Here is a 26,210-nt window from a genome sequence, read left to right as displayed (position 1 = left end):
CACGCCCCCGGCCGCCGCGGCCGTCGGTCAGGCGACCGCGCTCAGGGTGTCCGCGAGGCGGCGGCGGGCCGCGCGGGAGGCCGGGACCGCGGCGAGGGCGGCCGCGCCGGTGACCGCCGCCGTGCCGAGCAGGAGCAGCAGCGCGGGGGACGGCCCCTGGGCGATGCCGGCGCCGATGCCGCTCGATCGGCCCTGGGTGTCGATCAGCCAGTGCGCGAGGGGTGTGCCCAGGGCCGTGCCGATGACGACCGCGGCCAGGGCGGTGCAGGCGGTGGAGGTGACGGTGATCGCGGTGATCTGGCGGGGCGAGAGGCCGATGGCCTTCAGGGCCAGCAGGTCGCGCTCGCCCTCGCGGACGGTGCCGCCGATCGCGGTCAGCAGCTCGATGAGCCCGATGAGGGCGAGGACGGCGATCAGGCCCAGGACGACACCGCGCAGGGGCGAGAGCCCGTCGGCGGGATTCGGCACGGCGTGCACGTCCAGGCGTCCCTGCCCGGCGTCGGCCAGCCGGTCGGCGACCTCGGCCGGGTCCGCGCCGGGGCGCAGCCGCAGTTCGTAGAGGGTGGGGCCGAGGCCGGGGTCGTTCTCGCGCAGGGTGTCGAGGGAGGTGGAGATGACCCGGCCGGCGTTCTCCGGTTCGATGCTGCGGCCCACGATGTGCAGGATCTGCGGCTGGTCGCCGACGGTCATCCGGACCCAGTCGCCGACCTGCGCGTTCAGCAGGTCCAGCAGCCCCTGGCCGGCGACCGCCTCGTCGCGGCCCTGCGCGGCGCGGCCCTCGGCGAGGGCGTACGGGAAGGGGTCCTGGTGGGTGCCGAGGCCGCGCAGGGCGATCGTGGCCGTCTGGCCGGGGACCAGGGCGGCCACCTCGACGCCCGGGTAGGCGGCGGCGACCTGCGGGTCGCGTTCCAGCAGCGTACGGGCGTCCCCGTCGGCCAGTCCGGCCTCGGTGTGGACGCTCAGCGAGGTCGCCAGGCCGACCTGCTCGGGCCGGCTGTCGAAGCGGTCGATGGTGGTCCACGCGCTCATCGCCACCACGATCAGCAGCAGCGGCAGCGCCAGCCGGGCGACCGTGGCCAATGACCTCGGGCGCCGGTTGAACGCCTGGTGCCAGCCCAGGACCAGCGCGGGCGGCAGCCGCAGCCCGAGCGCCTGCCTGGCCGCACCCGAGAGCCGCCCGCCCAGCGGAGCCGCACGCCGCGGCACCGGCACCGGAGGCACCCGCCCCGCCCGCCACGCCGCGAGTCCCGTGGTCGCGCCGATGAACAGCACCGCCCCCACCGGCACCGCGAACAGCGCCACCGTGTGCCCGGGCAACCCGTGCCACACGCCGACCGCGTCCCCGAGCCGCCCCGGTATGCGGCTGCCCAGGGCTTGGATGACGGTGGCCGCGGCCACGGCGCCCAGCAGCGCGAAGGCCAGGTGCTGGAGCACGAAGACCCGGACCACCTGACCAGGGGTGAAGCCGATGGCCTTCAGCACGGAGATGTCCCGCAGATGGCCGCGGATCCGGGTGCCGATCGCTCCGTGCACGGCGAGCCCGGCCGCGACCAGCGCGCCGAGACCGAACAGTCCCAGCACCTGCCCGAGCAGCCGGTTGTCGCCCTGTGCCTCGGCGCGGGCCTGCTTCCAGGTGGAGACCTCGCTGACCGCGCCGGCGCCCAGCACCGTCACGGCGCGCTGGACGGCGTAGTCGGTGTCGTCGGGGTCGGTCAGGCGCAACCCGATCACCTGGCCGCCCGGGTTGCGCACGGCGGACGGCGGCGCCCAGACGAGGCCCGCCTGCTCGCCGGCCCGGTAGCGGGGCTCGGCGCTGTCGGCGATGCCGAGAACGGTCAGGGACCGGCCGGTGCCGGGCAGGGTGAGGGTGTCGCCGGGGGCGGCCAGCAGGGCGCGGGCCAGCCGGCTCTCCAGGACCACGCCGTCCGGGTTCGCCGGGTCCAGCCAGTGGCCGGAGGTCAGCAGCGGGCGGCCGACGGCGGGGCGCTCGGGTGTGCCGCGCAGCTCGACCGAGGCGCGGGTGCCGCGGGAGGCGAGCGTGGTGGACGCGGTGGGGTAGGGGCCCGCGACGGACTCGACGCCGTCGAGGTCCGCCAACTTCGCGGAGTCGGCCGCGGCGCCGGTGTGCAGCCATACGTGGGCGCCGCGCGCCTGTGTGAAGACGCGCTGCCAGGGGTTGGTTGCGTAGCCGAAGAGGGCCGTGGCCAGCAGCAGCGAGACGACGATGCCGGCCGTGGCCAGCACGAGGAACAGGGCCTCGCCGCGGTGCGTACGCAGATCGGAGTGCGCCCAGCGCAGGGTGGCTCGCACGGGCCTCAGCCCCTCGGCCCGGCGGCAGCGAGAAGATCGTGGGAGAAGTGCTCGTACACCCGCATCTCAGTCCCTGAGCTCCAGCTCCAGCACGCCCGAGGTGCCCGCGCGGCGCGGCGGCGGGCCGGCGTCCAGTTCGGCGTCGTCGGCTATTCGGCCGTCGAAGAAGCTGATCACCCGGTCCGCGGCGCTCGCCAGCCGGGCGTCATGCGTGACCAGCACGATCGTCTGACCCCGCTGGTGGAAGCGGGACAGCAGCCGCATCACCTCGCGGGTGCCCTTGCTGTCCAGGCTGCCGGCGGGTTCGTCGGCCAGCAGCAGCGGCGGCCGGTTCACCAGTGCCCGGGCCAGCGCCACCCGCTGCTGCTCACCGCCGGACAGCTCGCCCGGCATGCTGCGCTCCTTGCCGGTGAGTCCCAGCTCGGCCAGCAGCTCCGTGCGCTCGGCACGGGCCCGCTTCGGCGGTACGCCGGCCAGCAGGGCGGGCAGCTCGACGTTGTCGGCGACGGAGAGGTTGGAGACCAGGTTGAAGAACTGGAAGACGATCCCGATGCGCTTCCTGCGCTCCACCGACCAGCGGGCCTCGCTCCAGCGGTCCGCGCACTCGCCGTCCAGCCAGATGCCGCCGCTGTCCGGCCGCTGCAACCCGCCCAGCAGATGCAGCAGGGTCGACTTGCCGGCACCGGACGGACCGGTGACGGCCACGAACTCGCCGCGTCGGACGGAGAGATCCACACCGCGCACGGCATGCGCCGGAGCGCCCTCGCCGTAATGCGTCTTGACCAGGGCCTCGGCACGCAGCGCGGGACGCTCGTCGGCCTCCGTGGGACCGTCGGCGCGCAGCACGGGAGCGGAATCGTCGCTCACTCCAGCTCCTCCAGCTCTTCCTGGCACCGCTCCAGCCAGTCGAGGTCGGCCTGAAGGTGCAGCATCGCGCCCTCGATCAGCAGATGGGCGATGCGGTTGTCCCGGTCTTCGGCGGCGGCCAGCTTCGACAGTTGACGCATGGTGTTCAGGTACTGACGCCGTTGCTTGTTGATGAGGGCGATCTGGTCGGCGAGACCGGTCTGCGGGGCGACGGCCAGCTTCATGAAGAACTCGTCCCGCACCCGCGGCTCGTCCTCGGTCTCCTCGAACCAGGCGCGCAGCGCCTCACGCCCGGCGTCGGTGAGGTGGTAGACCTTCTTGTTGGGCCGGCTCGACTGCTCGACGTCCTCGCCCTCTATCAGTCCCGATTTCTCGAGACGGCCGAGGGTCACATAGATCTGGCCGACGTTCGGCTGAGGGTACGCGGAGCCCAGCAGTACCTCAAGGTCCTGCTTGAGCTCGTATCCGTGCGCCGGGCCGCGCGCCAGCAGGGCCAGGAGGGGCAGCCGCACTCGTGCTCTCCTCCCACATCCCGAGTAATGTGCCGCAGGCCCTAGTATCGCGCATACCTAACAGGTATACATGGCCTCTGACTCCGGACGAAGACGCCCGGTGCCAGGTGTACAGGGAGGAACCTATGCGGTGGATCCACGCCGCGGGTAGGGGCCTTCTCGTCCTCGTCGTGATCCTGACCGGCTACGTCGCCTCCGGCGCCCGTGCCGACGAGGGTCCCGCGGGAGGCCGGGGGCCGATGACCCTCGCCACCGCCGGCGACCTCACCGGCTATCTCGGCTCCGTGCTGGAGGGCTGGAACCGCACTCACCCCGGCGAGAAGGTCACCCTCGTCGAGCTGCCCGACTCCGCCGACGAGACCCACGCGCAGATGACCACCGATCTGCGTGGCGGCGACCGCAGCCGCTTCGACATCCTCAACATCGACGTCAGCTGGACCTCGGAGTTCGCGGCGCACGGCTGGATCCGCCCGCTCGCCCGCGACCGCTTCCCGCTGGACACCTTCCTGCCACCGGTCGTGGACACGGCGACCTACGACGGACAGCTGTACGCGGTCCCGTACGTCACCAACGCCGGCCTGCTCCTCTATCGCAAGGACATCCTCGCCAAGGAGGGCCTCGACCCGCCGCGCACCTGGGCCGAGCTGGAGAAACAGGCGAAGACCGTCGCCCCGAAGTACGGCCTCGACGGCTACGCGGGCCAGTTCCTGCCGTACGAGGGCCTCACCGTGAACGCTGCCGAGGCCGTCTACTCGGCGGGCGGCTCGATCCTCGGAGACGAGGGCGAGCGGGTCACCGTCAACTCGATGGCGGCCCGTGACGGCATCGACTTCCTCGCGCGGGGTGTGCGCGAGGGCTGGATCCCGAAACGGGCGCTCACCTACAAGGAGGAGGAGTCCAAGCAGGCCTTCCAGGACGGGCGCCTGCTGTTCCTCCGCAACTGGCCGTACGCCTACGTCGGCGCCTCGGCCGCGGGGTCGCCCGTCGCCGGGAAGATCGGCGCCGTACCGCTGCCGGGGCCGGACGGGCCCGGGACCAGTGTGCTGGGCGGCTCCAACCTGGCCGTCAGCACGCATGCCCGGCACCCCGACTCCGCCGCGCGGCTGCTCGCGTATCTGACCAGCGAGCGCGTCCAGCGGCAGGTCCTCACGCGTGGCGCGCTGCCGCCCGTGCGGGCCGACCTGTACGAGGATCCGGCGCTGGTGCGGGAGTTCCCGTATCTGCCGACCCTGCGCGAGAGCGTGCGCACGGCCGCGCCGCGCCCCAAGAGCCCGCGCTACGGCCAGGTGAGCCTGGTGGTGCAGGCGATCGTGCACGACGCGATGACCGGGCGCGAGACGCCCGAGGCCGCGGTGCGCCGGCTGGCGCGCGAGCTCGACGCCGTCGCGCGCTGAGCGGTCATTCCCCAGGTCGAGTAGTTACCTGTTAGGTAACGGCAGCATCTCATCCCCTCTCGTAGCGCCCTTGTATGTCCTGGTTTGCCAGGTCAACTGTTCGGTAGCTTGCGTCCAGTTCATTGACACCCTCCGGAAACGGCTACTTAACATGCATGCATGCTGAGTAAGTACCACTGGTGGCGTGACGCGGTGATCTACCAGGTCTACGTCCGCAGCTTCCTCGACAGCACCGGCGACGGTGTCGGCGACCTCGCAGGGGTCCGCGCGGGGCTGCCCTACCTCAAGAAGCTCGGGGTCGACGGGATCTGGCTGAGCCCCTTCTACCCCTCCCCGCAGCACGACCACGGCTACGACGTGGCCGACTACTGCGACGTCGACCCGCTCTTCGGCGACCTCGCCGAGTTCGACCTGCTGGTCGCCGCGGCCCGGCGGCTCGGGATCAAGGTGCTGCTCGACATCGTCCCCAACCACTGCTCCAGCGAGCACCGGTGGTTCGAGGAGGCGCTGAACGCCGAGCCCGGCAGCGAGGCCCGTGCCCGCTTCCACTTCGCCGACGGCCGCGGCGCCGACGGCTCCGAGCCGCCCAACAACTGGCACGCGATGTTCGGCGGCCCGGCGTGGAGCCGGGTGACCGAGGCGGACGGGCAGGCCGGCCAGTGGTACCTGCACATGTTCACGCCCGAGCAGCCCGACTGGAACTGGCGCAACCCCGAGGTCGGCGCCGAGTTCGACCGGGTCCTGCGGTTCTGGCTGGACAGGGGCGTCGACGGCTTCCGCATCGACGTCGCCGCCGGACTCTTCAAGCACCCGGAACTGCCCGACTCCGACGACCCGGAGGCCGACGCCCGCACCCGCGACTCGGTCAACCCGCTCGCCTGGAACCAGCCCGAGGTGCACGCGGTGTGGCGCCAGTGGCGCTCCATATGCGAGGAGTACACCGCCCGCGACGGCCAGGAACGTCTCCTCGTCGGCGAGGTCTCCGTCCCGACCGCCCGCGAGCACGCCCTGTACGTCCGCTCCGACGAACTCCACCAGGCGTTCTTCTTCGACCTGCTCAGCGCGCCCTGGGAGGCCGACGCCTTCCGCAAGGTCATCTCCGAGGCCATGCAGGACATCGCCGGCACGGGCTCGACGGTCACCTGGGTCCTCAACAACCACGACCAGGTCCGCACGGTCACCCGCTACGGCGAGCCCGCCACCGGGGGCAGCGGCCTCGGCGCCGCCCGCGCCCGCGCCGCCGCGCTGCTGATGCTGGCGCTGCCCGGAGCCGCGTACATCTACCAGGGCGAGGAGCTGGGGCTGCCCGAGGTCGTCGATCTGCCCGACGACGTGCTCACCGACCCGATCTTCCGCCGCACCGGCAGCCGGGCCCGGATCCGCGACGGCTGCCGGGTGCCGCTGCCGTGGTCGGGACAGGCCTCGCCCTTCGGCTTCACCTCCGGTGCGGAGAGCGCCAAGCCGTGGCTGCCGCAGCCGGAGTACTTCGCCGAGTACGCCACCGACCGCGCCCTCTCCGACACCCGCTCCTTCTGGCACCTGTACCGCGACGGTCTCCAACTGCGGGCCGGACTGCCGCAGTTGGGCGAGGGCTCGCTGCGCTGGCTCGACAGCCCGCCCGGCGTCCTCGCCTTCGAGCGCGGCGACGGCGTGGTCTGCGCCGTCAACTTCGGCACGGCGCCGACCGCCGCGCCCGTCTCCGGCACCCCCCTGCTGTCCAGCGGCCCCTGCCCCGCCGGCGTACTGCCCGGCTCCACCGCCGCCTGGTGGATCAACGACCGCTGACTTCTCCCGACCTCCGTCAACTCCCCATCCCCGAAGGGACATCAACGATGATGCGACGACGTACCACCCTGCTCACCGGCTGCACCGCTCTCGTCCTGGCGCTCGGCGCGACCGCCTGCGGCGGCGGCGACGTCTCCGCCGGCGGCGGCGACAAGGCGCTCGACGGCCAGACGGTCAACGTGGCCGGTGTCTGGTCCGGCAGCGAGCAGAAGAACTTCCAGAAGGTGCTGGACGCCTTCACCGAGAAGACCGGCGCCAAGACCCAGTTCACCTCCACCGGCGACAACGTCTCCACCGTCGTCGGCAGCAAGATCGAGGGCGGCAACGCCCCCGACGTGGTGATGGTCCCGCAGGTCGGCGTCCTGAAGCAGTTCGCGCAGAACGGCTGGCTCAAGCCGCTGTCCGGCGCCGCCCAGAAGTCCGTCGACGGCAACTTCGCCCCCGTGTGGAAGAACTACGGCAGCGTCGACGGCACCCTCTACGGCCTCTACTTCAAGGCCGCCCACAAGTCGACCGTCTGGTACAGCCCCGACGCCCTCGCGCAGGCCGGCGTCGAGGCGCCGAAGAGTTACGACGACATGCTGAAGGCCGGACAGACCGTCTCCGACTCCGGCCTCGCCGCCTTCTCGGTCGCCGGACAGGACGGCTGGACCCTGACCGACTGGTTCGAGAATGTCTACCTCTCCCAGGCCGGACCCGAGAAGTACGACGCCCTCGCCGCGCACGAGCTGAAGTGGACGGACGCCTCCGTGGTCGAGGCGCTCACCACCCTCGGCAAGCTGTTCAAGGACAAGCAGCTGATAGCGGGCGGCCAGAAGGGCGCCCTCAACACCGACTTCCCGGGCTCGGTGGAGAAGGTGTTCGGGCCGAAGCCCGAGGCGGGCATGGTCTACGAGGGCGACTTCGTCGCGGGCGTCGCCAAGGACCAGTTCGGCAAGAAGATCGGCGAGGACGCGAACTTCTTCCCGTTCCCGGCGGTCGGAGGCGGCAAGGCGCCCGTGGTCAGCGGCGGTGACGCGGCCGTGGTCCTGAAGGACGGCAAGAACCAGAAGGCCGGCATGGCGCTCCTGGAGTACCTGGCGACGCCGGAGGCCGCGGCGGTCTGGGCCGAGGCCGGCGGCTTCCTCTCCCCGAACAAGAACGTCGACCTCGCCTCGTACGGCGACGACGTCACCCGCGCGACCGCCAAGTCCCTCGTCTCCGCGGGTGACTCGGTCCGCTTCGACATGTCCGACCAGGCCCCGGCGGCGTTCGGCGGCACCAAGGGCGCGGGCGAGTGGAAGCTCCTCCAGGACTTCCTGCGCGACCCGTCCGACCCGAAGGGGACCGCGGCGAAGCTGGAGGCCGCGGCGGCCAAGGCGTACCAGGGCCAGGGCTGACCTGACATGACCGCCACTCTCGTCAAGGAGGCGGGCCCGGGGGCCGCCGCGAGCCCGGGCAGGGAACGTGCCCGGCGCTCGCGGCGGCGCGCGCGGATCGTCGCCCTCCTCTTCGTCTTCCCCGCGCTGCTCCTGCTGGGCGCGCTGGTCGTCTATCCCGTGCTGTTCTCCGTCGGGCGCAGCTTCTTCGACGCCTCCGGCACCCGTTTCGTCGGCGGCGAGAACTACACCGAGATGTTCCGCGACCCGGCCACCCTCAAGGCCATCCGCAACACCACGATCTGGGTCGTGGTGGCCCCGGCCCTGCTCACCGGCCTCGGTCTGATCCTGGCCGTGCTGGTGGAGAAGGTCCGCTGGGCGACGGCGTTCAAGCTGCTGCTGTTCATGCCGATGGCCGTGTCCTTCCTCGCCGCCGGCATCATCTTCCGCCTCGCCTACGACGAGGACCCCGACAAGGGCGTGCTGAACGCGGCGGCCGTCTCCGTGCACGACGCCTTCCAGGGCACGTCGACCTATCCGACGGCCCGGGCACGCGACGGACAGGGACTGACCAAGGACCCGGACGGCTCGTACCGCACCAGCGCCGGCGTGTCCCCGGGTGACGCTCTCGCGCTCGGACTGGTCGGTGTCCTGCCCGACGACCTGCCCGACGGCACCGAACCGGCGTTCACGGCGGCGGGGCAGAAGGCGGGCCCCGGTGAGCTGCGGGGCGTCGTGTACCTCGACTTCACGCCCGGCGGGGGAGGGGAGCAGGGCAAGGTCGACCGGCGCGAGAACGGGCTGCCGGAGATGACGGTCGAGGCCTCGCGGGCCGGGAAGACCGTCGCCACCGCGACCACCGCGTCCGACGGCTCCTTCCGCTTCGAGGGGCTGGACGACGGCTCGTACATGGTGAAGCTCCCGGCGTCGAACTTCGCCGCCCCCTACGAGGGCATCTCCTGGCTCGGGCCGACGCTCGTGACACCGGCGATCATCGGGGCGTACCTGTGGATCTGGACCGGCTTCGCGATGGTCCTGATCGGCGCGGGTCTGTCGACGCTGCCCCGGGACGCGCTGGAGGCGGCGCGGATGGACGGCGCGAACGAGTGGCAGATCTTCCGGCGGATCACGGTGCCGCTGCTCGCACCGGTCCTGACCGTCGTCTTCGTCACCCTCGTCATCAACGTGATGAAGGTCTTCGACCTCGTCTACATCATCGCGCCCGGTCCGGTGCAGGAGGACGCGACCGTACTCGCGACACAGATGTGGCTGGTGTCGTTCGGCGGCGGCAACAACCAGGGCCTGGGCAGCGCGCTGGGCGTCCTGCTCCTGCTGCTGGTCATCCCGGCGATGGTCTTCAACGTCCGCCGCTTCCGAAGGAGTCAGCGATGAACGCGGTCAGGCGGGCCCTGGGCAACTCCCTGGTCCAGGCGTTCCTGGTGGTGATCGGGCTGGTGTGGCTGACCCCGCTGGCGGGGTTGTTCCTCTCCTCCCTGCGATCCGCCGAGGAGTCGGCGAGCGGCGGCTGGTGGACGGTGTTCACCAGCCCCGGCCAGCTGTCCTTCGACAACTACTCGGCGCTGCTGGGGAACGCCGGCATCAGCCAGGCCTTCTGGAACACCGTGCTGATCTCGGTGCCGACGACCCTGCTGGTGGTCGTCCTCGCGGCCCTCGCCGGATACGCCTTCGCCTGGCTGGACTTCCCCGGCCGCGAGGCGCTCTTCCTTCTCGTCGTGGCGCTGCTCGTGGTGCCCGTGCAGATCGGCCTGCTCCCGGTGGCCAAACTCTTCGGCCAGCTGGGGCTGTTCGGCACGATTCCCGGCGTGGTCCTCTTCCATGTGGCGTACGGGCTGCCGTTCGCGGTGTTCCTGCTGCGGAACTACTTCGCCGAGATGCCGAAGGAGATGCTGGAGGCGGCACGCATGGACGGCGGCAGCGAGTGGCGGATCTTCACCCGCCTGGTGCTGCCCGTCGGACGCCCGGCGATCGCCTCGCTGGCCATCTTCCAGTTCCTCTGGGTGTGGAACGACATGCTGGTGGCCCTGCTCTTCGCCGACAGCTCCGCACAGCCGCTCACCGTGGAACTCCAGTCCCAGATACGGCAGTTCGGCAGCAACATCGACGTCCTCGCACCCGGCGCGTTCGTCTCCCTGGTGGTGCCGGTGGTCGTGTTCTTCGCCTTCCAGCGGCACTTCGTGCAGGGGGTCATGGCGGGCTCGGTCAAGTAGCCCACACGTTTCGGGCCCTCACTTCGCGGTGAAGTGAGGGCCCGAAACGGCGATCAGGGTGACGCCGGTGGATACAGCGACCTAGGCAGCTGTGAAGCCGCCGCCGAGTCCAGAAGCCACAGGGTCCTGGAACGGCCGCGGGCGCCCGCCGCCGGGGCCTGGATCTCGCCCGCGCCCGACAGGGCGATCGCCGCGGCCTGGGCCTTGTCCTCGCCCGCCGCCAGCAGCCACACCTCACGCGCCGCGCGGATCGCGGGGAGCGTGAGGGTGACACGGGTCGGCGGGGGCTTCGGGGCGCCGTGCACTCCGACGACCGTGCGCTGGGTCTCCCGTACCGCGGGCAGTTCCGGGAACAGGGAGGCCACGTGGGTGTCGGGGCCCACGCCCAGCATCAGGACGTCGAAGGTGGGGACCGCCCCGTGGTTCTCCGGGCCGGCCGCCCTGGCCAGCTCCTCCGCGTAGGCGGCGGCCGCCGCCTCCACGTCCGAGCCGAACGGGCCGTCCGAGGCGGGCATGGCGTGCACCCGCTTCGGATCCAGCGGCACCGCGTCCAGCAGTGCCTCGCGGGCCTGCGTGACATTGCGGTCGGGGTCGCCCTCGGCGAGGAACCGCTCGTCGCCCCACCACAGGTCGAGACGGCCCCAGTCGATGGCGTCCCGCGCGGGGGCCGCCGCCAGCGCGGCCAGCAGGCCGTTGCCGTTGCGGCCGCCCGTGAGGACCACGGACGCCGAGCCCCGGGAGGCCTGCGCGTCCACGATCTTCGTGATCAGGCGGGCCGCCGCGGCCTGGGCCATCAGCTCCTTGTCGTGGTGCACGACGAGCTGCGGAGTACTCACTTCGCCGCCGCCTTCTTGGTGCCCTGCGCCGTCACTTCCTGCGCCGCCGCTTCTTTCCCGGATGCTTGCGCAGCTGCCTGGGCGGGCTCTCCGGCCGGTTCTCCTTTGGCCGGAGACGCCCCCTCGGCCTGCGCTTCCCGAGCCGCCGGCTCACCGACCCGGGCCACGGCGGCCTGGGCCAGTGCCACGGCCTGCTCCGCCTTGGCCACGGCCGCCTCGGCGCCCCTGACCGATGAGGCCGGCATCGAGTTCAGCCGCTCCACGCCGAAGCGCAGCGCGGAGGCGTAGGTGTCGTCCGGGTCGAGCCGGCGCAGCTCCTCCGCGATCAGCTCGGCCGTCTCGCGCCGCTTCAGCGCCACGGCACGGTCCGGCTGGCCCTGGATGGACAGGGTCGCAAGGGAGCCGTCCGCCCGGTCGAGCACGATCGGGCCGCAGTCGGTGTCCATACGGACCGCCGTCAGGCCGGGGCCCGACGACAGCGACCGCTTCACGGGGACGTCCAGCCGGTCCGCGAGCCACATCGCCAGCAGCTCACAGCTCGGGTTGAACTCCTCGCCCTCCACCTCGACGGCCTTCACCTCGCAGACCACCTGGTCCAGAGCCGCCGCGAGCATCGAGCGCCACGGCGTGATCCGGGTCCAGGACAGGTCGGTGTCGCCCGGGGTGTAGGCGTCGGCGCGGGACGACAGCTCCCGTACCGGCTGCTCCGAGGCGTAGGTGTCGGTCACCCGGCGCTGGGCCAGCGCGCCCAGCGGGTCGTTCGCCGGGTCGAGCGGCGCGGTCACCGGCCACCAGACCACCACCGGGGCGTCCGGCAGCAGCAGGGGGAGGACGACGGACTGGGCATGTTCGGACACCTCGCCGTACAGCCGCAGGATCACCGTCTCACCGGTGCCCGCGTCCGCGCCCACCCGCACCTCGGCGTCCAGCCGGGATGTCGTACGGTCGCGCGGCGAGCGCGAGACCCGCTTGATGACCACCAGCGTGCGCGAGGGGTGCTCGCGCGAGGCGTCGCTGGCGGCCTTGAGCGCGTCGTACGCGTTCTCCTCGTCCGTGACGATGACCAGCGTGAGCACCATGCCGACGGCCGGCGTGCCGATGGCCCGCCGCCCCTGCACCAGCGCCTTGTTGATCTTGCTGGCCGTGGTGTCCGTGAGGTCTATCTTCATGGCCGGCGCCAGCTCCGTCCGTCTCGCTCGAGCATTTCGTCCGCCTCGACGGGGCCCCAGGTACCGGACGGGTACTGGGCGGGCCTGCCGTGCGAGTCCCAGTACTCCTCGATCGGGTCGAGGATCTTCCAGGACAGCTCGACCTCCTCGGTGCGCGGGAAGAGGTTGGAGTCGCCGAGCAGGACGTCGAGGATCAGTCGCTCGTACGCCTCGGGCGAGGACTCCGTGAAGGACTCGCCGTAGGCGAAGTCCATCGACACGTCCCGGATCTCCATGGAGGTGCCGGGCACCTTGGAGCCGAAGCGGACCGTGACGCCCTCGTCGGGCTGGACGCGGATCACGATCGCGTTCTGGCCCAGCTCCTCGGTGGCCGTCGTGTCGAAGGGGGAGTGCGGGGCTCGCTGGAAGACCACCGCGATCTCGGTGACCCGGCGGCCCAGCCGCTTGCCGGTGCGCAGATAGAAGGGGACACCCGCCCAGCGGCGGTTGTCGATCCCCAGCTTGATCGCGGCGTAGGTGTCGGTCTTCGACTTGGCGTCGGTGCCCTCCTCCTGGAGGTAGCCGACCGCCTTCTCGCCGCCCTGCCAGCCGGCCGCGTACTGCGCGAACACGGTGTCCCGGCCCAGGTCCTTCGGCAGCCGCACGGCGCCGAGCACCTTGGTCTTCTCGGCGGCCAGCGCGTCCGCGTCGAAGGAGGCGGGCTCCTCCATGGCCGTCAGGGCCATCAGCTGGAGGAGGTGGTTCTGGATGACGTCACGGGCGGCGCCGATGCCGTCGTAGTACCCGGCCCGGCCGCCGATGCCGATGTCCTCGGCCATGGTGATCTGCACGTGGTCCACGAAGGACCGGTTCCAGATCGGCTCGAACATCGTGTTGGCGAAGCGCAGCGCCAGGATGTTCTGGACGGTCTCCTTGCCCAGGTAGTGGTCGATCCGGAAGACCTGGTCCGGGGCGAAGACCTCGTGGACGACCTTGTTGAGCTCCTCGGCCGACTTCAGGTCGTGCCCGAAGGGCTTCTCGATGACCGCGCGGCGCCAGGAGCCGGAGGACTGGTCGGCGAGGCCGTGCTTCTTCAGCTGCTGGATGACCACCGGGAACGAGCGCGGCGGCACCGACAGGTAGAAGGCGAAGTTGCCGCCCGTGCCCTGGGCCTTGTCCAGCTCGTCGATGGTGGCGCGCAGCCGCTCGAAGGCGTCGTCGTCGTCGAAGGTGCCCTGCACGAAGCGCATCCCCTGGATGAGCTGCTGCCAGACCTCCTCGCGGAACGGCGTGCGGGCGTGTGCCTTGACCGCGTCGTGGACCTCCTGCGCGAAGTCCTCGTTGGCCCACTCGCGGCGGGCGAAGCCGACCAGCGAGAAGCCCGGCGGCAGCAGACCCCGGTTGGCGAGGTCGTACACGGCGGGCATGAGCTTTTTCCGTGACAAATCGCCCGTAACGCCGAAGATCACCAGGCCCGACGGCCCCGCGATGCGCGGGAGCCGTCGGTCGGCGGCGTCACGAAGCGGGTTCGCTTCAGTGACGGTAAAGGGTGGCAAGGGATCAGCCCTCCGAGGGGGCGAGGCGCTCCAGCTCCGCCTCGGTCGACTTGAGCAGGTCGTTCCAGGACGCCTCGAACTTCTCGACGCCCTCGTCCTCCAGCAGCTGCACCACGTCGTCGTACGAGATGCCCAGGCGCTCGACCGCGTCGAGGTCCGCACGGGCCTGCTCGTAGGTGCCGGCGACGGTGTTGCCGGTGATCTCGCCCTTCTCCTCCGTGGCCTGGAGGGTGGCCTCGGGCATGGTGTTGACCGTGTTCGGGGCGACCAGGTCGTCGACGTAAAGGGTCGGCTTGTAGGCCGGGTCCTTCACGCCGGTCGACGCCCACAGCGGACGCTGCTTGTTGGCGCCCGCGTTCTCCAGCGCGCTCCAGCGGTCCGAGGAGAAGACCTCCTCGTACGCCTGGTAGGCGAGCCGGGCGTTGGCGACGGCGGCCTTGCCGCGCGCGGCCTTGGCCTCGTCGGTGCCGAGCGCGTCGAGGCGCTTGTCGATCTCGGTGTCCACCCGGGACACGAAGAAGGACGCCACCGAACGGATGAGCGACAGGTCGAGCCCGCGCTCCTTGGCCTTCTCCAGACCGGCCAGGTAGGCGTCCATGACCTCGCGGTAGCGCTCCAGCGAGAAGATCAGCGTCACGTTGACGCTGATGCCGAGGCCCACGACCTCGGTGATCGCCGGGAGACCCGCCTTGGTGGCCGGGATCTTGATCAGGGTGTTCGGACGGTCGACCAGCCAGGCCAGCTGCTTGGCCTCGGCGACGGTCGCACGCGTGTTGTGCGCGAGCCGCGGGTCGACCTCGATGGAGACCCGGCCGTCCTGGCCGCCGGTGGCGTCGAAGACCGGGCGCAGGATGTCGGCGGCGTCGCGGACGTCCGCCGTGGTGATCATGCGGATGGCCTCTTCGACGGTGACCTTGCGGGCGGCGAGGTCGGCGACCTGCTGCTCGTAGCCGTCACCGCCGCTGATCGCCTTCTGGAAGATCGACGGGTTGGTCGTGACACCCACGACGTGCTGCTGGTCGATCAGCTCGGCGAGGTTGCCGGATGTGATGCGCTGGCGCGACAGGTCGTCCAGCCAGATCGCGACGCCTTCCTCGGAGAGGCGCTTGAGTGCGTCTGTCATGGAAAATCAAACTCCTACGTCTCGTATGTGAGCGTCAGCGCTGGGCCGCGGCGAGGGATTCCCGCGCGACGGCCGCCACGTTCTCGGCAGTGAAGCCGTACTCCCGGAAAAGGACCTTGCCGTCGGCCGAAGCACCGAAGTGCTCCAGGGAAACGATGCGACCCGCGTCCCCGACGTACTTGTGCCAGGTCAGACCGATACCGGCCTCGACCGCCACCCGCGCCTTGACGGCCGGCGGCAGAACGCTGTCCCGGTACCCCTGGTCCTGCTCCTCGAACCACTCCACCGAGGGCATGGACACGACCCGCGTCGGCACGCCGTCGGCCTGGAGCCGCTCGCGCGCCTCGACGGCCACGTGCACCTCGGAGCCGGTCGCGATGAGGACGACCTGCGGCGCGGCGCTCTGCCCAGAGGGCCCTTCGGCCTCGAACATCACGTAACCGCCGCGCACGGTGTCCTCGTTGGCCTCGTACGTGGGCACGCCCTGACGGGTCAGCGCGAGCCCGTGCGGGGCACCCTTGCCGAACTCCTTCGTGTAGCGCTTGAGGATCTCGCGCCAGGCGATCGCGGTCTCGTTGGCGTCCGCCGGGCGGACCACGTTGAGACCGGGGATGGCGCGCAGCGACGCAAGGTGCTCGATCGGCTGGTGGGTCGGGCCGTCCTCACCCAGACCGATGGAGTCGTGCGTCCAGACGTACGTCACCGGCAGGTGCATCAGCGCCGACAGCCGGACGGCGTTGCGCATGTAGTCGGAGAAGACGAGGAACGTACCGCCGTAGACACGGGTGTTGCCGTGCAGGGTGATGCCGTTCATCTCCGCGGCCATGGAGTGCTCGCGGATGCCGAAGTGGATCGTGCGGCCGTACGGGTCGGCCTCCGGCAGCGGGTTGTCCGCCGGCAGGAACGACGACGTCTTGTCGATCGTCGTGTTGTTGGAGCCGGCCAGGTCGGCCGAGCCACCCCACAGCTCCGGGACGACCGCGCCGAGCGCCTGGAGCACCTTGCCGGACGCGGCGCGGGTGGCGACGCCCTTGCCGGGCTCGAAGACCGGGAGCTTCTCCTCCCAGCCGGTGGGCAGCTCGCCCTTGCTGATGCGGTCGAACTCCGCGGCGCGCTCGGGGTTGTTGTCCCGCCACTGCTGGAAGGACTTCTCCCACACGGCCCGGGCCGCCTGGCCGCGCTCGAGGGCGCCGCGGGTGTGGGCGATGACCTCGTCGGCGACCTCGAAGGACTGCTCCGGGTCGAAGCCGAGGACGCGCTTGGTGGCCGCGACCTCGTCGTCGCCGAGCGCCGAGCCGTGGGCGGCCTCGGTGTTCTGCGCGTTCGGGGCGGGCCAGGCGATGATCGAGCGCATCGCGATGAAGGACGGCTTGTCCGTCACCTGCTTCGCGGCCTCGATCGCGTCGTAGACGGCGTGCGGGTCGAGGTCGCCGTCCGGCTTCGGGGCGATCCGCTGCACATGCCAGCCGTACGCCTCGTACCGCTTGCAGACGTCCTCGGAGACGGCCGTCTCGGTGTCGCCCTCGATCGAGATGTGGTTGTCGTCCCACAGCAGGACCAGGTTGCCGAGCTTCTGGTGGCCGGCCAGCGAGGACGCCTCGCCGGAGATGCCCTCCTGGAGGCAGCCGTCACCGGCGATGGCGAAGACGAAGTGGTCGAAGGGGGAGGTGCCCGGGGCGGCCTCCGGGTCGAACAGACCGCGCTCGTAGCGGGCGGCCATCGCCATGCCGACGGCGTTGGCGACGCCCTGGCCCAGCGGTCCGGTCGTCGTCTCGACGCCCGTGGTGTGGCCGTACTCCGGGTGGCCCGGGGTCTTCGAACCCCACGTCCTGAAGGCCTTCAGGTCGTCCAGCTCCAGACCGAAGCCGGCCAGGTACAGCTGGGTGTAGAGGGTCAGGGACGAGTGGCCCGCGGACAGCACGAAGCGGTCGCGACCGACCCACTCGGCGTCCGCGGGGTCATGCCGCATCACCTTCTGGAAGAGGGTGTAGGCGGCGGGGGCCAGGCTCATCGCCGTACCCGGATGGCCGTTTCCGACCTTCTGTACGGCGTCGGCGGCCAGGACGCGGGCGGTGTCGACAGCCCGCTGGTCCAGCTCGGTCCACTCGAGGTCTGTGGTGGTCGGCTTGGTGCTCACCCTGGGTCAGGGCTCCTCTCCACATGTCGGTTGCCGGTGTCACGGGCACACGGCCCACCGGCTGCCGGCGTACTCGGCGTCGGCCGGCCGTTGTCGAGCCTACCCCCGGAAGTACGTGCGTTTTTTCGACTCATTCCAGACTGCCGGGAGTCGCCGGGATGTGCCTCCCGACTGGGACGTTCCGCATTCGGCAAGTGAATACGGAGCCGCTCATCCGGGTGCTCAATCGAGCTTCGGCGTGCCCTTCGGACGGCCCCCTCCAACACGACCCCACCCCCGCGAATGTCCGGGTCTGGGCAACGTCTACAGTGGCGTGGTACGCGCGAGCCTTTACCGGGACTTCACACGGGGAGGCTTGCTGGGATGTCTCTGTCAGGGGTGTGCGTGACGGCCGTTGAATCCCGTCCAGCGGGGATTATCGGGACGAGCCAGAGCCCGAGCCGGCGGCCGATCGGGGCCCGGGTCAAGGGGTTCGTGGCGCTTACCAAGCCGCGGATCATCGAGCTGCTGCTCATCACCACGGTTCCGGTGATGTTCCTGGCCGAGCAGGGGGTGCCCGACCTCGGTCTGGTGCTGCTCACCTGCATCGGCGGCTACCTCTCCGCCGGTGGCGCCAACGCGCTGAACATGTACATCGACCGTGACATCGACGCGCTCATGGACCGCACGTCGCAGCGGCCGCTGGTCACCGGGATGGTCAGCCCGCGCGAGTGCCTGGCCTTCGGCATCACCCTCGCGGTCGTCTCCACCCTGCTGTTCGGCCTGACCGTGAACTGGCTGAGCGCCTGGCTGTCCCTCGGCGCACTCCTCTTCTACGTCGTCGTCTACACGATGATCCTCAAGCGGCGTACGTCGCAGAACATCGTGTGGGGCGGCATCGCGGGCTGCATGCCGGTCCTGATCGGCTGGTCCGCGGTCACGAACTCGCTGTCCTGGGCCCCGCTGATCCTCTTCATGGTGATCTTCTTCTGGACGCCGCCGCACTACTGGCCGCTGTCCATGAAGGTGAAGGACGACTACGCGCGCGTGGGCGTGCCCATGCTCCCGGTCATCGCCTCCAACAAGGTCGTCGCCAAGCAGATCGTCATCTACAGCTGGGTGATGGTGGCGGTCTCCCTGCTGCTGACCCCGCTCGGCTACACGGGCTGGTTCTACACCGTGGTCGCGCTGGGCGCGGGCGGCTGGTGGCTGTGGGAGGCGCACGCCCTCCAGAACCGCGCGAAGGCGGAGGTGACCGGCGGCAAGCTCAAGGAGATGCGGCTGTTCCACTGGTCGATCACCTACGTCTCGCTGCTGTTCGTCGCGGTCGCGGTCGATCCCTTCCTGCGCTGACGCACGTCACAGTGCCCCGCCCTCGCCAGCTGATCTACTCGTGAGTAGCATCCTGGCCATGGCAGACACGCAGCAGGTTGACCAGAAGGCCGAGCGCAGGGTGGCCAAGCTGGCCAAGCAGATCAACTCCTTCGCGAAGTCCCACGGCGGCGCCGAGGGGCAGGTGGCCTACATCGGCGAGCGGGGCGCCCGGATCGTGCTCGTGGGCGAGGACGGCGGCTGGGGAGACCTGGTGGCGCCGTCGTACGAGATCGCCGAGAAGGCGGTGGAGAAGTCCGGGATCACCCGCCACGAGTCCTTCGACGGCGAGTTCGCGGCGAAGGTGACGACCGGTCCTTACGAGTGGAAGAGGATGGCGGGCATCCAGATCGGCGGCTGAGTCACGTTTTCCTGAGCAGCCCTCCCCTTTCGCAACACCAACTCGCCGGTTCACCCGTTAGGACGTGTAAGAAGCGTCCACCCACGGGGAGCCCGGATGATCGAGACGCCGTCCCTCGTGGACCAGTACTGCCACGGCGTACTGCGAACGGAGCTGGGCCTCGGCACCTTCGAGGCCCAGCTGGCCCGCACCGAGGGCCCGCCCGCGCCCGGCACCACCCTCTTCGACACCCAGACGGGTTTCGCCGTACGACGCTGGTGCCCCCCTCTGCTGGGCCTGGAACCGCACTGCCCGCCCGCCCGCTATCTGGCCCGGCGTCGTGAACTCGGCGTACTGGAGGCGGGCCGGCGTCTGCTGCGGGGCAGCGGCATCACCACGTACCTGGTCGACACCGGACTGCCCGGCGATCTCACCGGCCCGCCCGAGATGGCGTCAGCCGGCTCCGCCCGGGCCCACGAGATCGTGCGCCTGGAGCTCCTCGCCGAACAGGTCGCCGACACCTCCGGCACCGTCGAGTCCTTCCTCGCCAACCTCGCCGAGTCGGTGCACGGCGCGGCCGTGAACGCCGTGGCCTTCACCTCGGTCGCGGGAGTACGGCACGGCCTGGCGCTCGCCCCCGAACCGCCGGGCCCCGGGGAGGTGCGCGGCGCGGCCGGGCGCTGGCTCACGGCCCGCAGGGTCGGCGGCGAGCTGAGCGACCCCGTGCTGCTGCGGCACCTGCTGTGGATCGCCATCGCCTCGGGGCTGCCGCTCCAACTGCACGCGGGGCTGGGCGAGCCGGGCCTGCGCATCGACCGCACCGACCCGGTGCTGCTCACGGACTTCGTCCGCGCCACCGCCGGCCTCGGCACCGACCTCGTGCTGCTGCACGGCTACCCGTACCACCGGCACGCCGCCCATCTGGCCGGCGTCTTCCCGCACGTCTACGCCGACTCCGGCGCCGCCCTCATCCGCACCGGCGCCCGTGCGGCCACGATCCTCGCCGAGATCCTGGAGCTCGCGCCCTTCGGCAAGATCCTCTTCTCCAGCGGCGCCCAGGGCCTGCCCGAACTGCACGTGGTGGGCGCCCGGCTCTTCCGCGAGGCCCTCGCCCGGGTGCTCGGCGGCTGGGTCGCCGAGGGCGCGTGGTCGCTCGCGGACGCCCAGCGGGTCGCGGGGATGGTCGCGGCGGCCAACGCCAGGCGGGTGTACGGGCTGGACTGAGCGGTACGGACGGCTGCGCGCGTGTACGGGCTGCAAGGAGCGGCCCGGACGGCTACGCGCGCGTGCCGACCGCGGCCTCGGCAACCGGCTGTGGGATCCCGGCCTCGTCGAGCGGCCGTTCCCGCAGGGCGAGCAGCACACGGAGCGTGGCGATCCAGACCAGGGCCGAGCCGAACATGTGCAGGCCGACCAGCAGCTCGGGCAGGTCCGTGAAGTACTGGACGTAGCCGATGACGCCCTGCGCGAGCAGGATCAGGAAGAGGTCGCGGGTGCGGTTCAGGGGGCCCTTCGGGGCGTCGACCGCCTTGAGGACGAACCAGAGCGCGAAGGTCAGGGTGACCACGACCCACGCCAGCACGGCGTGCAGCTTGGTGACGTTCTCCCAGTCGAGCGGCATCCGTTCGACCTCGCTGGAGTCGCCCGCGTGCGGGCCCGCGCCGGTGACCACGGTGCCGACCAGGATCAGCAGCACCGAGGCCGCGACCAGGACCCACACCAGCTGCTGCACGGCCTTGCCCACCAGGGGACGCGGGGTGCTGTCGCCCTCCCGGGTGCGCTGCCACATCACCGTGGCGACGGCGATGAGCGCGGACGTCGCCACGAAGTGGGCCGCGACCGTGTACGGGTTGAGGCCGACCAGGACGACGATGCCGCCGAGCACGGCGTTGCTCATCACGATCCAGAACTGCGCCCACCCCAGGCGGGTCAGGTCCCGCCGGTACGGCTTCGTGGCGCGCGCGGCGATGATCGCCCAGCCGACCGCGGCGCACAGCACGTACGTCAGCATGCGGTTGCCGAACTCGATGGCGCCGTGCAGGCCCATCTCGCTGGTGGCGGTGAGCGAGTCGTCGGTGCACTTGGGCCAGGTCGGGCAGCCGAGCCCGGACCCGGTCAGGCGCACCGCGCCGCCGGTGACCACGATGAGCACCGACATCACGAGCGCGGCGAGGGCCGCCCGTTGGACCGTCCTCGGAGCGGGGGTCCAGCGTGCGGCGATGAAGGCGAGCGGGTTGCGCACGGCCGCTACGGCGTCGGCGCGGGTCACGTTTGGCACGCGCCCTATCGTAGGCGGCCGCTTGTGCACGCTTTCACGAGGGTCCGCCCTGGCTTCGTGGAGCCCTACTCCCAGCGGAAGAACCTGCCGGCCGCGGCCAGGCCCACGACCGCCCAGACGGCCAGGACCCCCAGGTCGCCCCATGGCATCCCGGCCCCGTGCTGGAGCACGTCCCGCAGTCCGTCGGAGAGCGCGGAGATGGGCAGCAGCCCGAGGACGTCCTGGGCGGCGGCCGGGAACTTGTCCAGCGGCACGATCACCCCGCCCCCGACGAGCAGCAGCAGGAACACCAGGTTGGCGGCGGCCAGGGTGGCCTCGGCCTTGAGCGTGCCGGCCATCAGCAGGCCGAGCCCGGAGAAGGCCGCGGTGCCGAGGACCAGCAGGAGCAGGACGGCCAGCGGGTTGCCCTTGGGCGACCAGCCGAGCGCGAAGGCGATCACCGTCAGCAGGACGATCTGGAGAACCTCGGTGACCAGCACCGACACCGTCTTCGCCGTCATCAGGCCCCAGCGCGGCAGCGGTGAGGAGGCCAGCCGCTTCAGCACGCCGTAGCGCCGCTCGAAGCCCGTGGCGATGGCCTGCCCCGTGAACGCCGTGGACATCACGGCGAGCGCCAGGATGCCGGGGGCGAGGAAGTCGACGGCCTCGCCGGCGCCGGTGTCCACGATGTCCACCGTGCCGAAGAGGACCAGCAGCAGGGTGGGAATCACCACGGTCAGCAGCAGCTGCTCGCCGTTGCGCAGCAGCATCCTCGTCTCCAGGGCCGCCTGCGCCCCGATCATGCGGGGGAGCGGGGCGGCGCCCGGCCTCGGGGTGTACGTACCCGAACCTGTACCGACTGCGGTCACGCGCGCAGCTCCTTACCGGTGAGCTCCAAGAAGACGTCCTCCAGGGTGTGCCGCTCGACCGAGATACGGTCCGGCATCACCCCGTGCTGTGCACACCACGACGTCACCGTCGCGAGCAGTTGTGGGTCGACCTTGCCGACGACCCGGTACGAGCCCGGCGTCAGCTCCGCCGCCGTGCAGTCCGCAGGCAGCGCCTTGAGCAGGGACCCCACGTCCAGGCCGGGGCGGCCGGTGAAGCGGAGGGTGTTCTCGGCGCCGCCGCGGCACAGGTCCTCGGGGGAGCCGTGGGCGATGACACGGCCGGCGTCGATGATCGCGACGTCGTCGGCGAGCTGCTCGGCCTCGTCCATGTAGTGCGTCGTGAGGATCACGGAGACGCCGTCCGCGCGCAGGTCCCGGATCAGGTCCCAGGTGGCCCGGCGGGCCTGCGGGTCGAGACCGGCGGTCGGCTCGTCCAGGAACACCAGCTCCGGGCGTCCGACCACGGCCATGGCGAGCGCGAGCCGCTGCTGCTGGCCGCCGGACAGCCGGCGGTAGGAGGTCCGGCCGCAGCTGCCGAGACCGAGCCGCTCGATGAGGGCGTCCACGTCCAGGGGCGCCGCGTGCAGCTTGGCGACATGGCGGAGCATCTCGTCGGCCCGCGCGCCCGAGTAGACGCCGCCGGACTGGAGCATCACGCCGATCCGGGGCCGTAGCGCCGCGGACTGTCTCACCGGGTCGAGCCCCAGGACTCGTACCGTGCCCGAGTCCGGCCTGCGGTATCCCTCGCAGGTCTCGACGGTCGTGGTCTTGCCCGCGCCATTGGGTCCGAGTACGGCGGTGACACCGGCCCGGGCCACCAGGTCGAGGCCGTTCACCGCGGTTTTGTCGCCGTAGCGCTTCACCAGGGCCTGGACCTGGAGCACGGGCTCAGTTCGCATGGCTCCAGAGTCTAGGTAGGCCGTGGGTCCCCCGGACGGCCGGGTTCACATCTCCTCTTACGACCGTCCTCATATCTCCTCCGCGCGGGGCCGGTGGATGCCCAGCCACCGCTGTGCGTACGCCACCGCGTCGGCCACGGGGAACAGCCGTACGTCGGCCGCGCCCGCCTTCCCGCGCACCACGGGGCGGTCCCGCTCGAAGTCGTGGCCGAGCTCGTCGAACCGGTCCGAGGTGATCGACACCTCGGTGACCACCTCCCAGCCCGTGGGCCCCGGCCGCCCCACCTTCACCAGCGGTGACGGGATCCGGTACTCGGCCAGGTGGAAGCTCGTACAGGTGTCGTAGCCGGCGCCGAGCAGCAGCACGCGCGCGTGCAGCGCCTCCAGCCGGGCCAGGGGGCTGCGCTCACCGAGCCTGCAGTCGAGGGCGTGGCCCGCGACTATCTCGGCGGCGCGCGGGCCGAGAGCCGCGAAGGACGTCTGCGGATGCGCGCTGCGCAGGGCGCCCGGCCAGGTGCGCACGGTCTCCGGGACGACGCCGACCCCGCGCGTGGGCGTCACGGCCGGGTCGTACGGGGGCATCGTCACCCGAATGGGCTCCCACCACTCCTCGGGAACGGGCGGGTTGCTCCACACCGCCGGATCCGAGAGGTCGCCGGTCTGGGTGGGCACCACCAGCGTGCCCTCGGGACCGAGGGCGTCGAGCAGTGCCTGGACCACCGCGACGGGGCCTCCGCAGACCCAGCCGAGGGAGCTGAGCGAGGAGTGCGCGAGGAGCGTCTCACCGGATCGGACGCCGATCTCGCGCAACTGTGCGGCGAGGGTGTCCCGAGTGACAAGAGGGCCGGTCGGAGGGGGTGTGGGCATGCTTCCGGAGTGTTCCGGAAGGGGCCTCTCGGCGCCACTGGTTTGATCGATCAAAGATCGTTTCCGCAGGTCAGATTAGGTATGCCTAAGTGACGCAGCGCACCGTCGACGGGAGCGGACGCGGCTTGCCTGGCTTTGAGGAATTACGCAACAATGGCGTTGTGAAAAAGGTCGGCGAGGCTCGGGAGACCCCCATGGGGGCCCCTCAGGAGGAGCTCGCGACCGGGGAGCGTTCGACACGCAACCGGGTCGCGCGGTCCATCCTGGACCACGGCCCGTCGACCGTCGCCGAGCTGGCCGGGCGGCTGGGTCTCACCCAGGCCGCCGTACGCAGGCATCTGGACGCGCTGGTCGCCGATGACGTCGTGGAGCCCCGGGAACAGCGGGTGTACGGCACGCGTACGCGCGGCCGTCCCGCCAAGGTCTTCGCGCTCACCGACTGCGGCCGGGACGCCTTCGACCAGTCCTACGACAAGCTCGCCGCTGACGCCCTGAAGTGGATCGCCGAGCGCGAGGGCGGGAGCGACGCGGTCGCCGCGTTCGCCCGCGCCCGGATCGCCGCCCAGGCGAGCGCCTACCGCAAGGCGATCGAGGCCGTCAGCCCCGATGAGCGGACCGAAGCCCTGGCCAAGGCCTTGAGCGTCGACGGGTACGCTGCTACGGCGCGCAGCGCACCCCTCCCTCAAAAAGGCGAGCAGCTCTGCCAGCACCACTGCCCGGTCGCCCACGTCGCGGAGCAGTTCCCGCAGCTGTGCGAGGCGGAGACGGAGATCTTCGCCGAGCTGCTCGGAACGCACGTCCAGAGACTGGCGACGATCGCGCACGGCGACGGCGTCTGCACGACGTTCATCCCCAAGATTTCCCAGAACACCGATAACGCATCCGCAAGCACGGCCGGGAGGAACCCCGCATGACTCTCCCCATCGAGGAGACTGCCCACCCTGAGCTCGAGGGCCTGGGCAAGTACGAATACGGCTGGGCCGACTCCGACGAAGCCGGCGCCTCTGCGAAGCGCGGTCTGAGCGAGGACGTCGTCCGTGACATCTCCGCGAAGAAGAACGAGCCGGAGTGGATGACCAAGCTCCGTCTCAAGGGTCTGCGGCTGTTCGACAAGAAGCCCATGCCGAACTGGGGCTCCGACCTCTCCGGCATCGACTTCGACAACATCAAGTACTTCGTGCGCTCCACGGAGAAGCAGGCGGAGTCCTGGGAGGACCTGCCCGAGGACATCAAGAACACGTACGACAAGCTCGGCATCCCCGAGGCGGAGAAGCAGCGCCTCGTGGCCGGTGTCGCGGCCCAGTACGAGTCCGAGGTCGTCTACCACCAGATCCGCGAGGACCTGGAGGAGCAGGGCGTCATCTTCCTGGACACCGACACCGCCCTGAAGGAGCACCCGGAGCTCTTCAAGGAGTACTTCGGGACCGTCATCCCCGTCGGTGACAACAAGTTCGCCTCGCTGAACACCGCCGTGTGGTCGGGTGGCTCCTTCATCTACGTGCCGAAGGGTGTGCACGTGGAGATCCCGCTCCAGGCCTACTTCCGGATCAACACCGAGAACATGGGCCAGTTCGAGCGGACGCTGATCATCGTCGACGAGGACGCCTACGTCCACTACGTCGAGGGTTGTACGGCCCCGATCTACAAGTCGGACTCCCTGCACTCCGCGGTCGTCGAGATCATCGTGAAGAAGGGCGCCCGCTGCCGCTACACGACCATCCAGAACTGGTCGAACAACGTCTACAACCTGGTCACCAAGCGTGCCGTCGCCTACGAGGGCGCGACCATGGAGTGGGTCGACGGCAACATCGGCTCCAAGGTGACCATGAAGTACCCGGCCGTCTACCTGATGGGCGAGCACGCCAAGGGCGAGACCCTGTCCATCGCCTTCGCGGGTGAGGGCCAGCACCAGGACGCCGGCTCCAAGATGGTCCACATGGCGCCGAACACCTCCTCCAACATCGTGTCGAAGTCCGTGGCGCGTGGTGGCGGCCGTACCTCGTACCGCGGTCTGGTCGAGATCGGTGAGGGCGCCCACGGCTCGAAGTCCAACGTGCTGTGCGACGCGCTGCTCGTCGACACCATCTCCCGCTCCGACACGTACCCCTACGTGGACGTCCGCGAGGACGACGTGTCCATGGGCCACGAGGCGACCGTCTCCAAGGTCTCCGAGGACCAGCTCTTCTACCTGATGAGCCGCGGTCTGAGCGAGTTCGAGGCGATGGCGATGATCGTGCGCGGCTTCGTCGAGCCGATCGCCAAGGAACTGCCCATGGAGTACGCCCTCGAGCTCAACCGGCTGATCGAGCTGCAGATGGAAGGCGCGGTCGGTTAAGACCGGGTCCTCGGTAAA

The 26,210-nt window shown here is 70.8% G+C and carries 22 protein-coding genes; 10 read left to right on the top strand and 12 right to left on the bottom strand.

The genetic code is table 11. The features are described from left to right. Positions 1-27: 27 nt before the first annotated feature. The 3 genes from PGH47_RS10445 to PGH47_RS10435 all read right to left on the bottom strand — a co-directional run bounded on the left by PGH47_RS10445 (position 28) and on the right by PGH47_RS10435 (position 3,689). A complete protein-coding gene (locus PGH47_RS10445) occupies positions 28-2,310 on the bottom strand; it encodes an ABC transporter permease (RefSeq protein ID WP_271663189.1) in 2,283 nt (760 codons plus the stop codon). Positions 2,311-2,376: 66 nt separating this feature from the next. Further along, entirely contained in the window at positions 2,377-3,177 is an 801-nt protein-coding gene (locus tag PGH47_RS10440; RefSeq protein ID WP_376058073.1) for an ABC transporter ATP-binding protein, read from the bottom strand. Continuing rightward, the gene (locus tag PGH47_RS10435; protein ID WP_107907177.1) at positions 3,174-3,689 is read right to left on the bottom strand and encodes a PadR family transcriptional regulator; all 516 of its coding nucleotides are present in this window, start codon (positions 3,687-3,689) and stop codon (positions 3,174-3,176) included. Before PGH47_RS10435 ends, PGH47_RS10440 begins: the two co-directional genes overlap by 4 nt. Positions 3,690-3,814: 125 nt before the next feature. On the opposite strand from PGH47_RS10435, the gene PGH47_RS10430 reads away from it, so the two are divergent. The 5 genes from PGH47_RS10430 (at position 3,815) to PGH47_RS10410 (ending at position 10,454) form a co-directional block, all read left to right on the top strand. Further along, a complete protein-coding gene (locus PGH47_RS10430) occupies positions 3,815-5,083 on the top strand; it encodes an ABC transporter substrate-binding protein (protein WP_271663188.1) in 1,269 nt (422 codons plus the stop codon). Between the two features lie 159 nt (positions 5,084-5,242). Beyond that, positions 5,243-6,868 (top strand): glycoside hydrolase family 13 protein, encoded by a 1,626-nt coding sequence (locus PGH47_RS10425; RefSeq protein ID WP_271663187.1) that lies wholly within the window; start codon positions 5,243-5,245, stop codon positions 6,866-6,868. A gap of 47 nt (positions 6,869-6,915) precedes the next feature. Further along, positions 6,916-8,247 (top strand): ABC transporter substrate-binding protein, encoded by a 1,332-nt coding sequence (locus tag PGH47_RS10420; RefSeq protein ID WP_271663186.1) that lies wholly within the window; start codon positions 6,916-6,918, stop codon positions 8,245-8,247. A gap of 6 nt (positions 8,248-8,253) precedes the next feature. Next, positions 8,254-9,618, top strand: a complete 1,365-nt coding sequence (locus PGH47_RS10415; protein ID WP_271663185.1) for an ABC transporter permease subunit — start codon at positions 8,254-8,256, stop codon at positions 9,616-9,618. Then, positions 9,615-10,454: a carbohydrate ABC transporter permease gene (locus PGH47_RS10410; protein WP_271663184.1), complete on the top strand. Its 840-nt coding sequence runs from the start codon at positions 9,615-9,617 to the stop codon at positions 10,452-10,454. Before PGH47_RS10415 ends, PGH47_RS10410 begins: the two co-directional genes overlap by 4 nt. A 53-nt stretch (positions 10,455-10,507) precedes the next feature. Here the strand turns inward: PGH47_RS10410 and pgl are convergent, their stop codons facing one another. The 5 genes from pgl to tkt are packed head-to-tail and all read right to left on the bottom strand — an operon-like array spanning position 10,508 to position 17,254. After that, positions 10,508-11,290, bottom strand: a complete 783-nt coding sequence (pgl, locus tag PGH47_RS10405) for a 6-phosphogluconolactonase (protein WP_030949896.1) — start codon at positions 11,288-11,290, stop codon at positions 10,508-10,510. Beyond that, a complete protein-coding gene (opcA, locus tag PGH47_RS10400) occupies positions 11,287-12,459 on the bottom strand; it encodes a glucose-6-phosphate dehydrogenase assembly protein OpcA (RefSeq protein WP_271663183.1) in 1,173 nt (390 codons plus the stop codon). The genes pgl and opcA overlap by 4 nt, the downstream gene beginning before the upstream one ends. Continuing rightward, on the bottom strand, positions 12,456-13,994 hold the full coding sequence (gene zwf, locus PGH47_RS10395) for a glucose-6-phosphate dehydrogenase (protein ID WP_271663182.1): 1,539 nt from the start codon (positions 13,992-13,994) through the stop codon (positions 12,456-12,458). Before zwf ends, opcA begins: the two co-directional genes overlap by 4 nt. Positions 13,995-13,998: 4 nt before the next feature. Beyond that, complete coding sequence (gene tal / locus PGH47_RS10390; RefSeq protein WP_271663181.1) at positions 13,999-15,117, bottom strand: transaldolase; 1,119 nt, start codon at positions 15,115-15,117, stop codon at positions 13,999-14,001. A 34-nt stretch (positions 15,118-15,151) separates the two neighbouring features. Next, entirely contained in the window at positions 15,152-17,254 is a 2,103-nt protein-coding gene (tkt, locus tag PGH47_RS10385; protein ID WP_271663180.1) for a transketolase, read from the bottom strand. 363 nt (positions 17,255-17,617) lie between these two features. On the opposite strand from tkt, the gene PGH47_RS10380 reads away from it, so the two are divergent. From PGH47_RS10380 to PGH47_RS10370, 3 genes are all read left to right on the top strand, one after another. Further along, positions 17,618-18,586 carry a heme o synthase gene (locus tag PGH47_RS10380; RefSeq protein ID WP_250567882.1) on the top strand — a complete coding sequence of 323 codons (969 nt, stop codon included), beginning with the start codon at positions 17,618-17,620 and terminating at the stop codon, positions 18,584-18,586. 58 nt (positions 18,587-18,644) lie between these two features. Further along, entirely contained in the window at positions 18,645-18,965 is a 321-nt protein-coding gene (locus PGH47_RS10375) for a hypothetical protein (protein WP_030949910.1), read from the top strand. Between the two features lie 96 nt (positions 18,966-19,061). Further along, positions 19,062-20,168, top strand: coding sequence for an amidohydrolase family protein (locus PGH47_RS10370; RefSeq protein WP_126897732.1), 1,107 nt, complete (start codon positions 19,062-19,064; stop codon positions 20,166-20,168). Positions 20,169-20,220: 52 nt separating this feature from the next. On the opposite strand, the gene PGH47_RS10365 is transcribed toward PGH47_RS10370, so the two are convergent. From PGH47_RS10365 to PGH47_RS10350, 4 genes are all read right to left on the bottom strand, one after another. Continuing rightward, complete coding sequence (locus PGH47_RS10365) at positions 20,221-21,213, bottom strand: COX15/CtaA family protein (RefSeq protein ID WP_271668021.1); 993 nt, start codon at positions 21,211-21,213, stop codon at positions 20,221-20,223. A 74-nt stretch (positions 21,214-21,287) separates the two neighbouring features. After that, positions 21,288-22,004 (bottom strand): ABC transporter permease, encoded by a 717-nt coding sequence (locus PGH47_RS10360; protein WP_271668020.1) that lies wholly within the window; start codon positions 22,002-22,004, stop codon positions 21,288-21,290. A 62-nt stretch (positions 22,005-22,066) separates the two neighbouring features. Beyond that, positions 22,067-22,990, bottom strand: coding sequence for an ABC transporter ATP-binding protein (locus tag PGH47_RS10355; RefSeq protein ID WP_107907189.1), 924 nt, complete (start codon positions 22,988-22,990; stop codon positions 22,067-22,069). A 69-nt stretch (positions 22,991-23,059) separates the two neighbouring features. Further along, positions 23,060-23,857: an aminoglycoside N(3)-acetyltransferase gene (locus tag PGH47_RS10350; RefSeq protein WP_271663179.1), complete on the bottom strand. Its 798-nt coding sequence runs from the start codon at positions 23,855-23,857 to the stop codon at positions 23,060-23,062. 161 nt (positions 23,858-24,018) lie between these two features. Here PGH47_RS10350 and PGH47_RS10345 point away from each other — a divergent pair, with 161 nt between their 5' ends. Both PGH47_RS10345 and sufB read left to right on the top strand, forming a co-directional pair. After that, positions 24,019-24,771 (top strand): helix-turn-helix transcriptional regulator, encoded by a 753-nt coding sequence (locus tag PGH47_RS10345; RefSeq protein ID WP_271663178.1) that lies wholly within the window; start codon positions 24,019-24,021, stop codon positions 24,769-24,771. Then, positions 24,768-26,192 carry a Fe-S cluster assembly protein SufB gene (gene sufB, locus PGH47_RS10340; RefSeq protein ID WP_271663177.1) on the top strand — a complete coding sequence of 475 codons (1,425 nt, stop codon included), beginning with the start codon at positions 24,768-24,770 and terminating at the stop codon, positions 26,190-26,192. Before PGH47_RS10345 ends, sufB begins: the two co-directional genes overlap by 4 nt. Positions 26,193-26,210 lie beyond the last annotated feature (18 nt).

It is taken from the genome of Streptomyces sp. HUAS 31 (assembly GCF_028198125.1).
Classification (GTDB): Bacteria; Actinomycetota; Actinomycetes; order Streptomycetales; family Streptomycetaceae; genus Streptomyces; species Streptomyces chartreusis.
Note: the sequence above shows the minus strand (reverse complement) of the source record. Positions and strands in the feature narration are given on the sequence as shown.

Excerpts from the sequence above, each read along its gene's own strand:
- PGH47_RS10430 (WP_271663188.1), top strand. The coding sequence starts at position 3,815 with ATGCGGTGGATCCACGCCGCGGGTAGGGGCCTTCTCGTCCTCGTCGTG.
- PGH47_RS10425 (WP_271663187.1), top strand. The coding sequence starts at position 5,243 with ATGCTGAGTAAGTACCACTGGTGGCGTGACGCGGTGATCTACCAGGTC.
- PGH47_RS10420 (WP_271663186.1), top strand. The coding sequence starts at position 6,916 with ATGATGCGACGACGTACCACCCTGCTCACCGGCTGCACCGCTCTCGTC.
- PGH47_RS10415 (WP_271663185.1), top strand. The coding sequence starts at position 8,254 with ATGACCGCCACTCTCGTCAAGGAGGCGGGCCCGGGGGCCGCCGCGAGC.
- PGH47_RS10410 (WP_271663184.1), top strand. The coding sequence starts at position 9,615 with ATGAACGCGGTCAGGCGGGCCCTGGGCAACTCCCTGGTCCAGGCGTTC.
- opcA (WP_271663183.1), bottom strand. The coding sequence starts at position 12,459 with ATGAAGATAGACCTCACGGACACCACGGCCAGCAAGATCAACAAGGCG.
- tal (WP_271663181.1), bottom strand. The coding sequence starts at position 15,117 with ATGACAGACGCACTCAAGCGCCTCTCCGAGGAAGGCGTCGCGATCTGG.
- PGH47_RS10380 (WP_250567882.1), top strand. The coding sequence starts at position 17,618 with ATGTCTCTGTCAGGGGTGTGCGTGACGGCCGTTGAATCCCGTCCAGCG.
- PGH47_RS10375 (WP_030949910.1), top strand. The coding sequence starts at position 18,645 with ATGGCAGACACGCAGCAGGTTGACCAGAAGGCCGAGCGCAGGGTGGCC.
- PGH47_RS10370 (WP_126897732.1), top strand. The coding sequence starts at position 19,062 with ATGATCGAGACGCCGTCCCTCGTGGACCAGTACTGCCACGGCGTACTG.
- PGH47_RS10360 (WP_271668020.1), bottom strand. The coding sequence starts at position 22,004 with ATGATCGGGGCGCAGGCGGCCCTGGAGACGAGGATGCTGCTGCGCAAC.
- PGH47_RS10355 (WP_107907189.1), bottom strand. The coding sequence starts at position 22,990 with ATGCGAACTGAGCCCGTGCTCCAGGTCCAGGCCCTGGTGAAGCGCTAC.
- PGH47_RS10350 (WP_271663179.1), bottom strand. The coding sequence starts at position 23,857 with ATGCCCACACCCCCTCCGACCGGCCCTCTTGTCACTCGGGACACCCTC.
- sufB (WP_271663177.1), top strand. The coding sequence starts at position 24,768 with ATGACTCTCCCCATCGAGGAGACTGCCCACCCTGAGCTCGAGGGCCTG.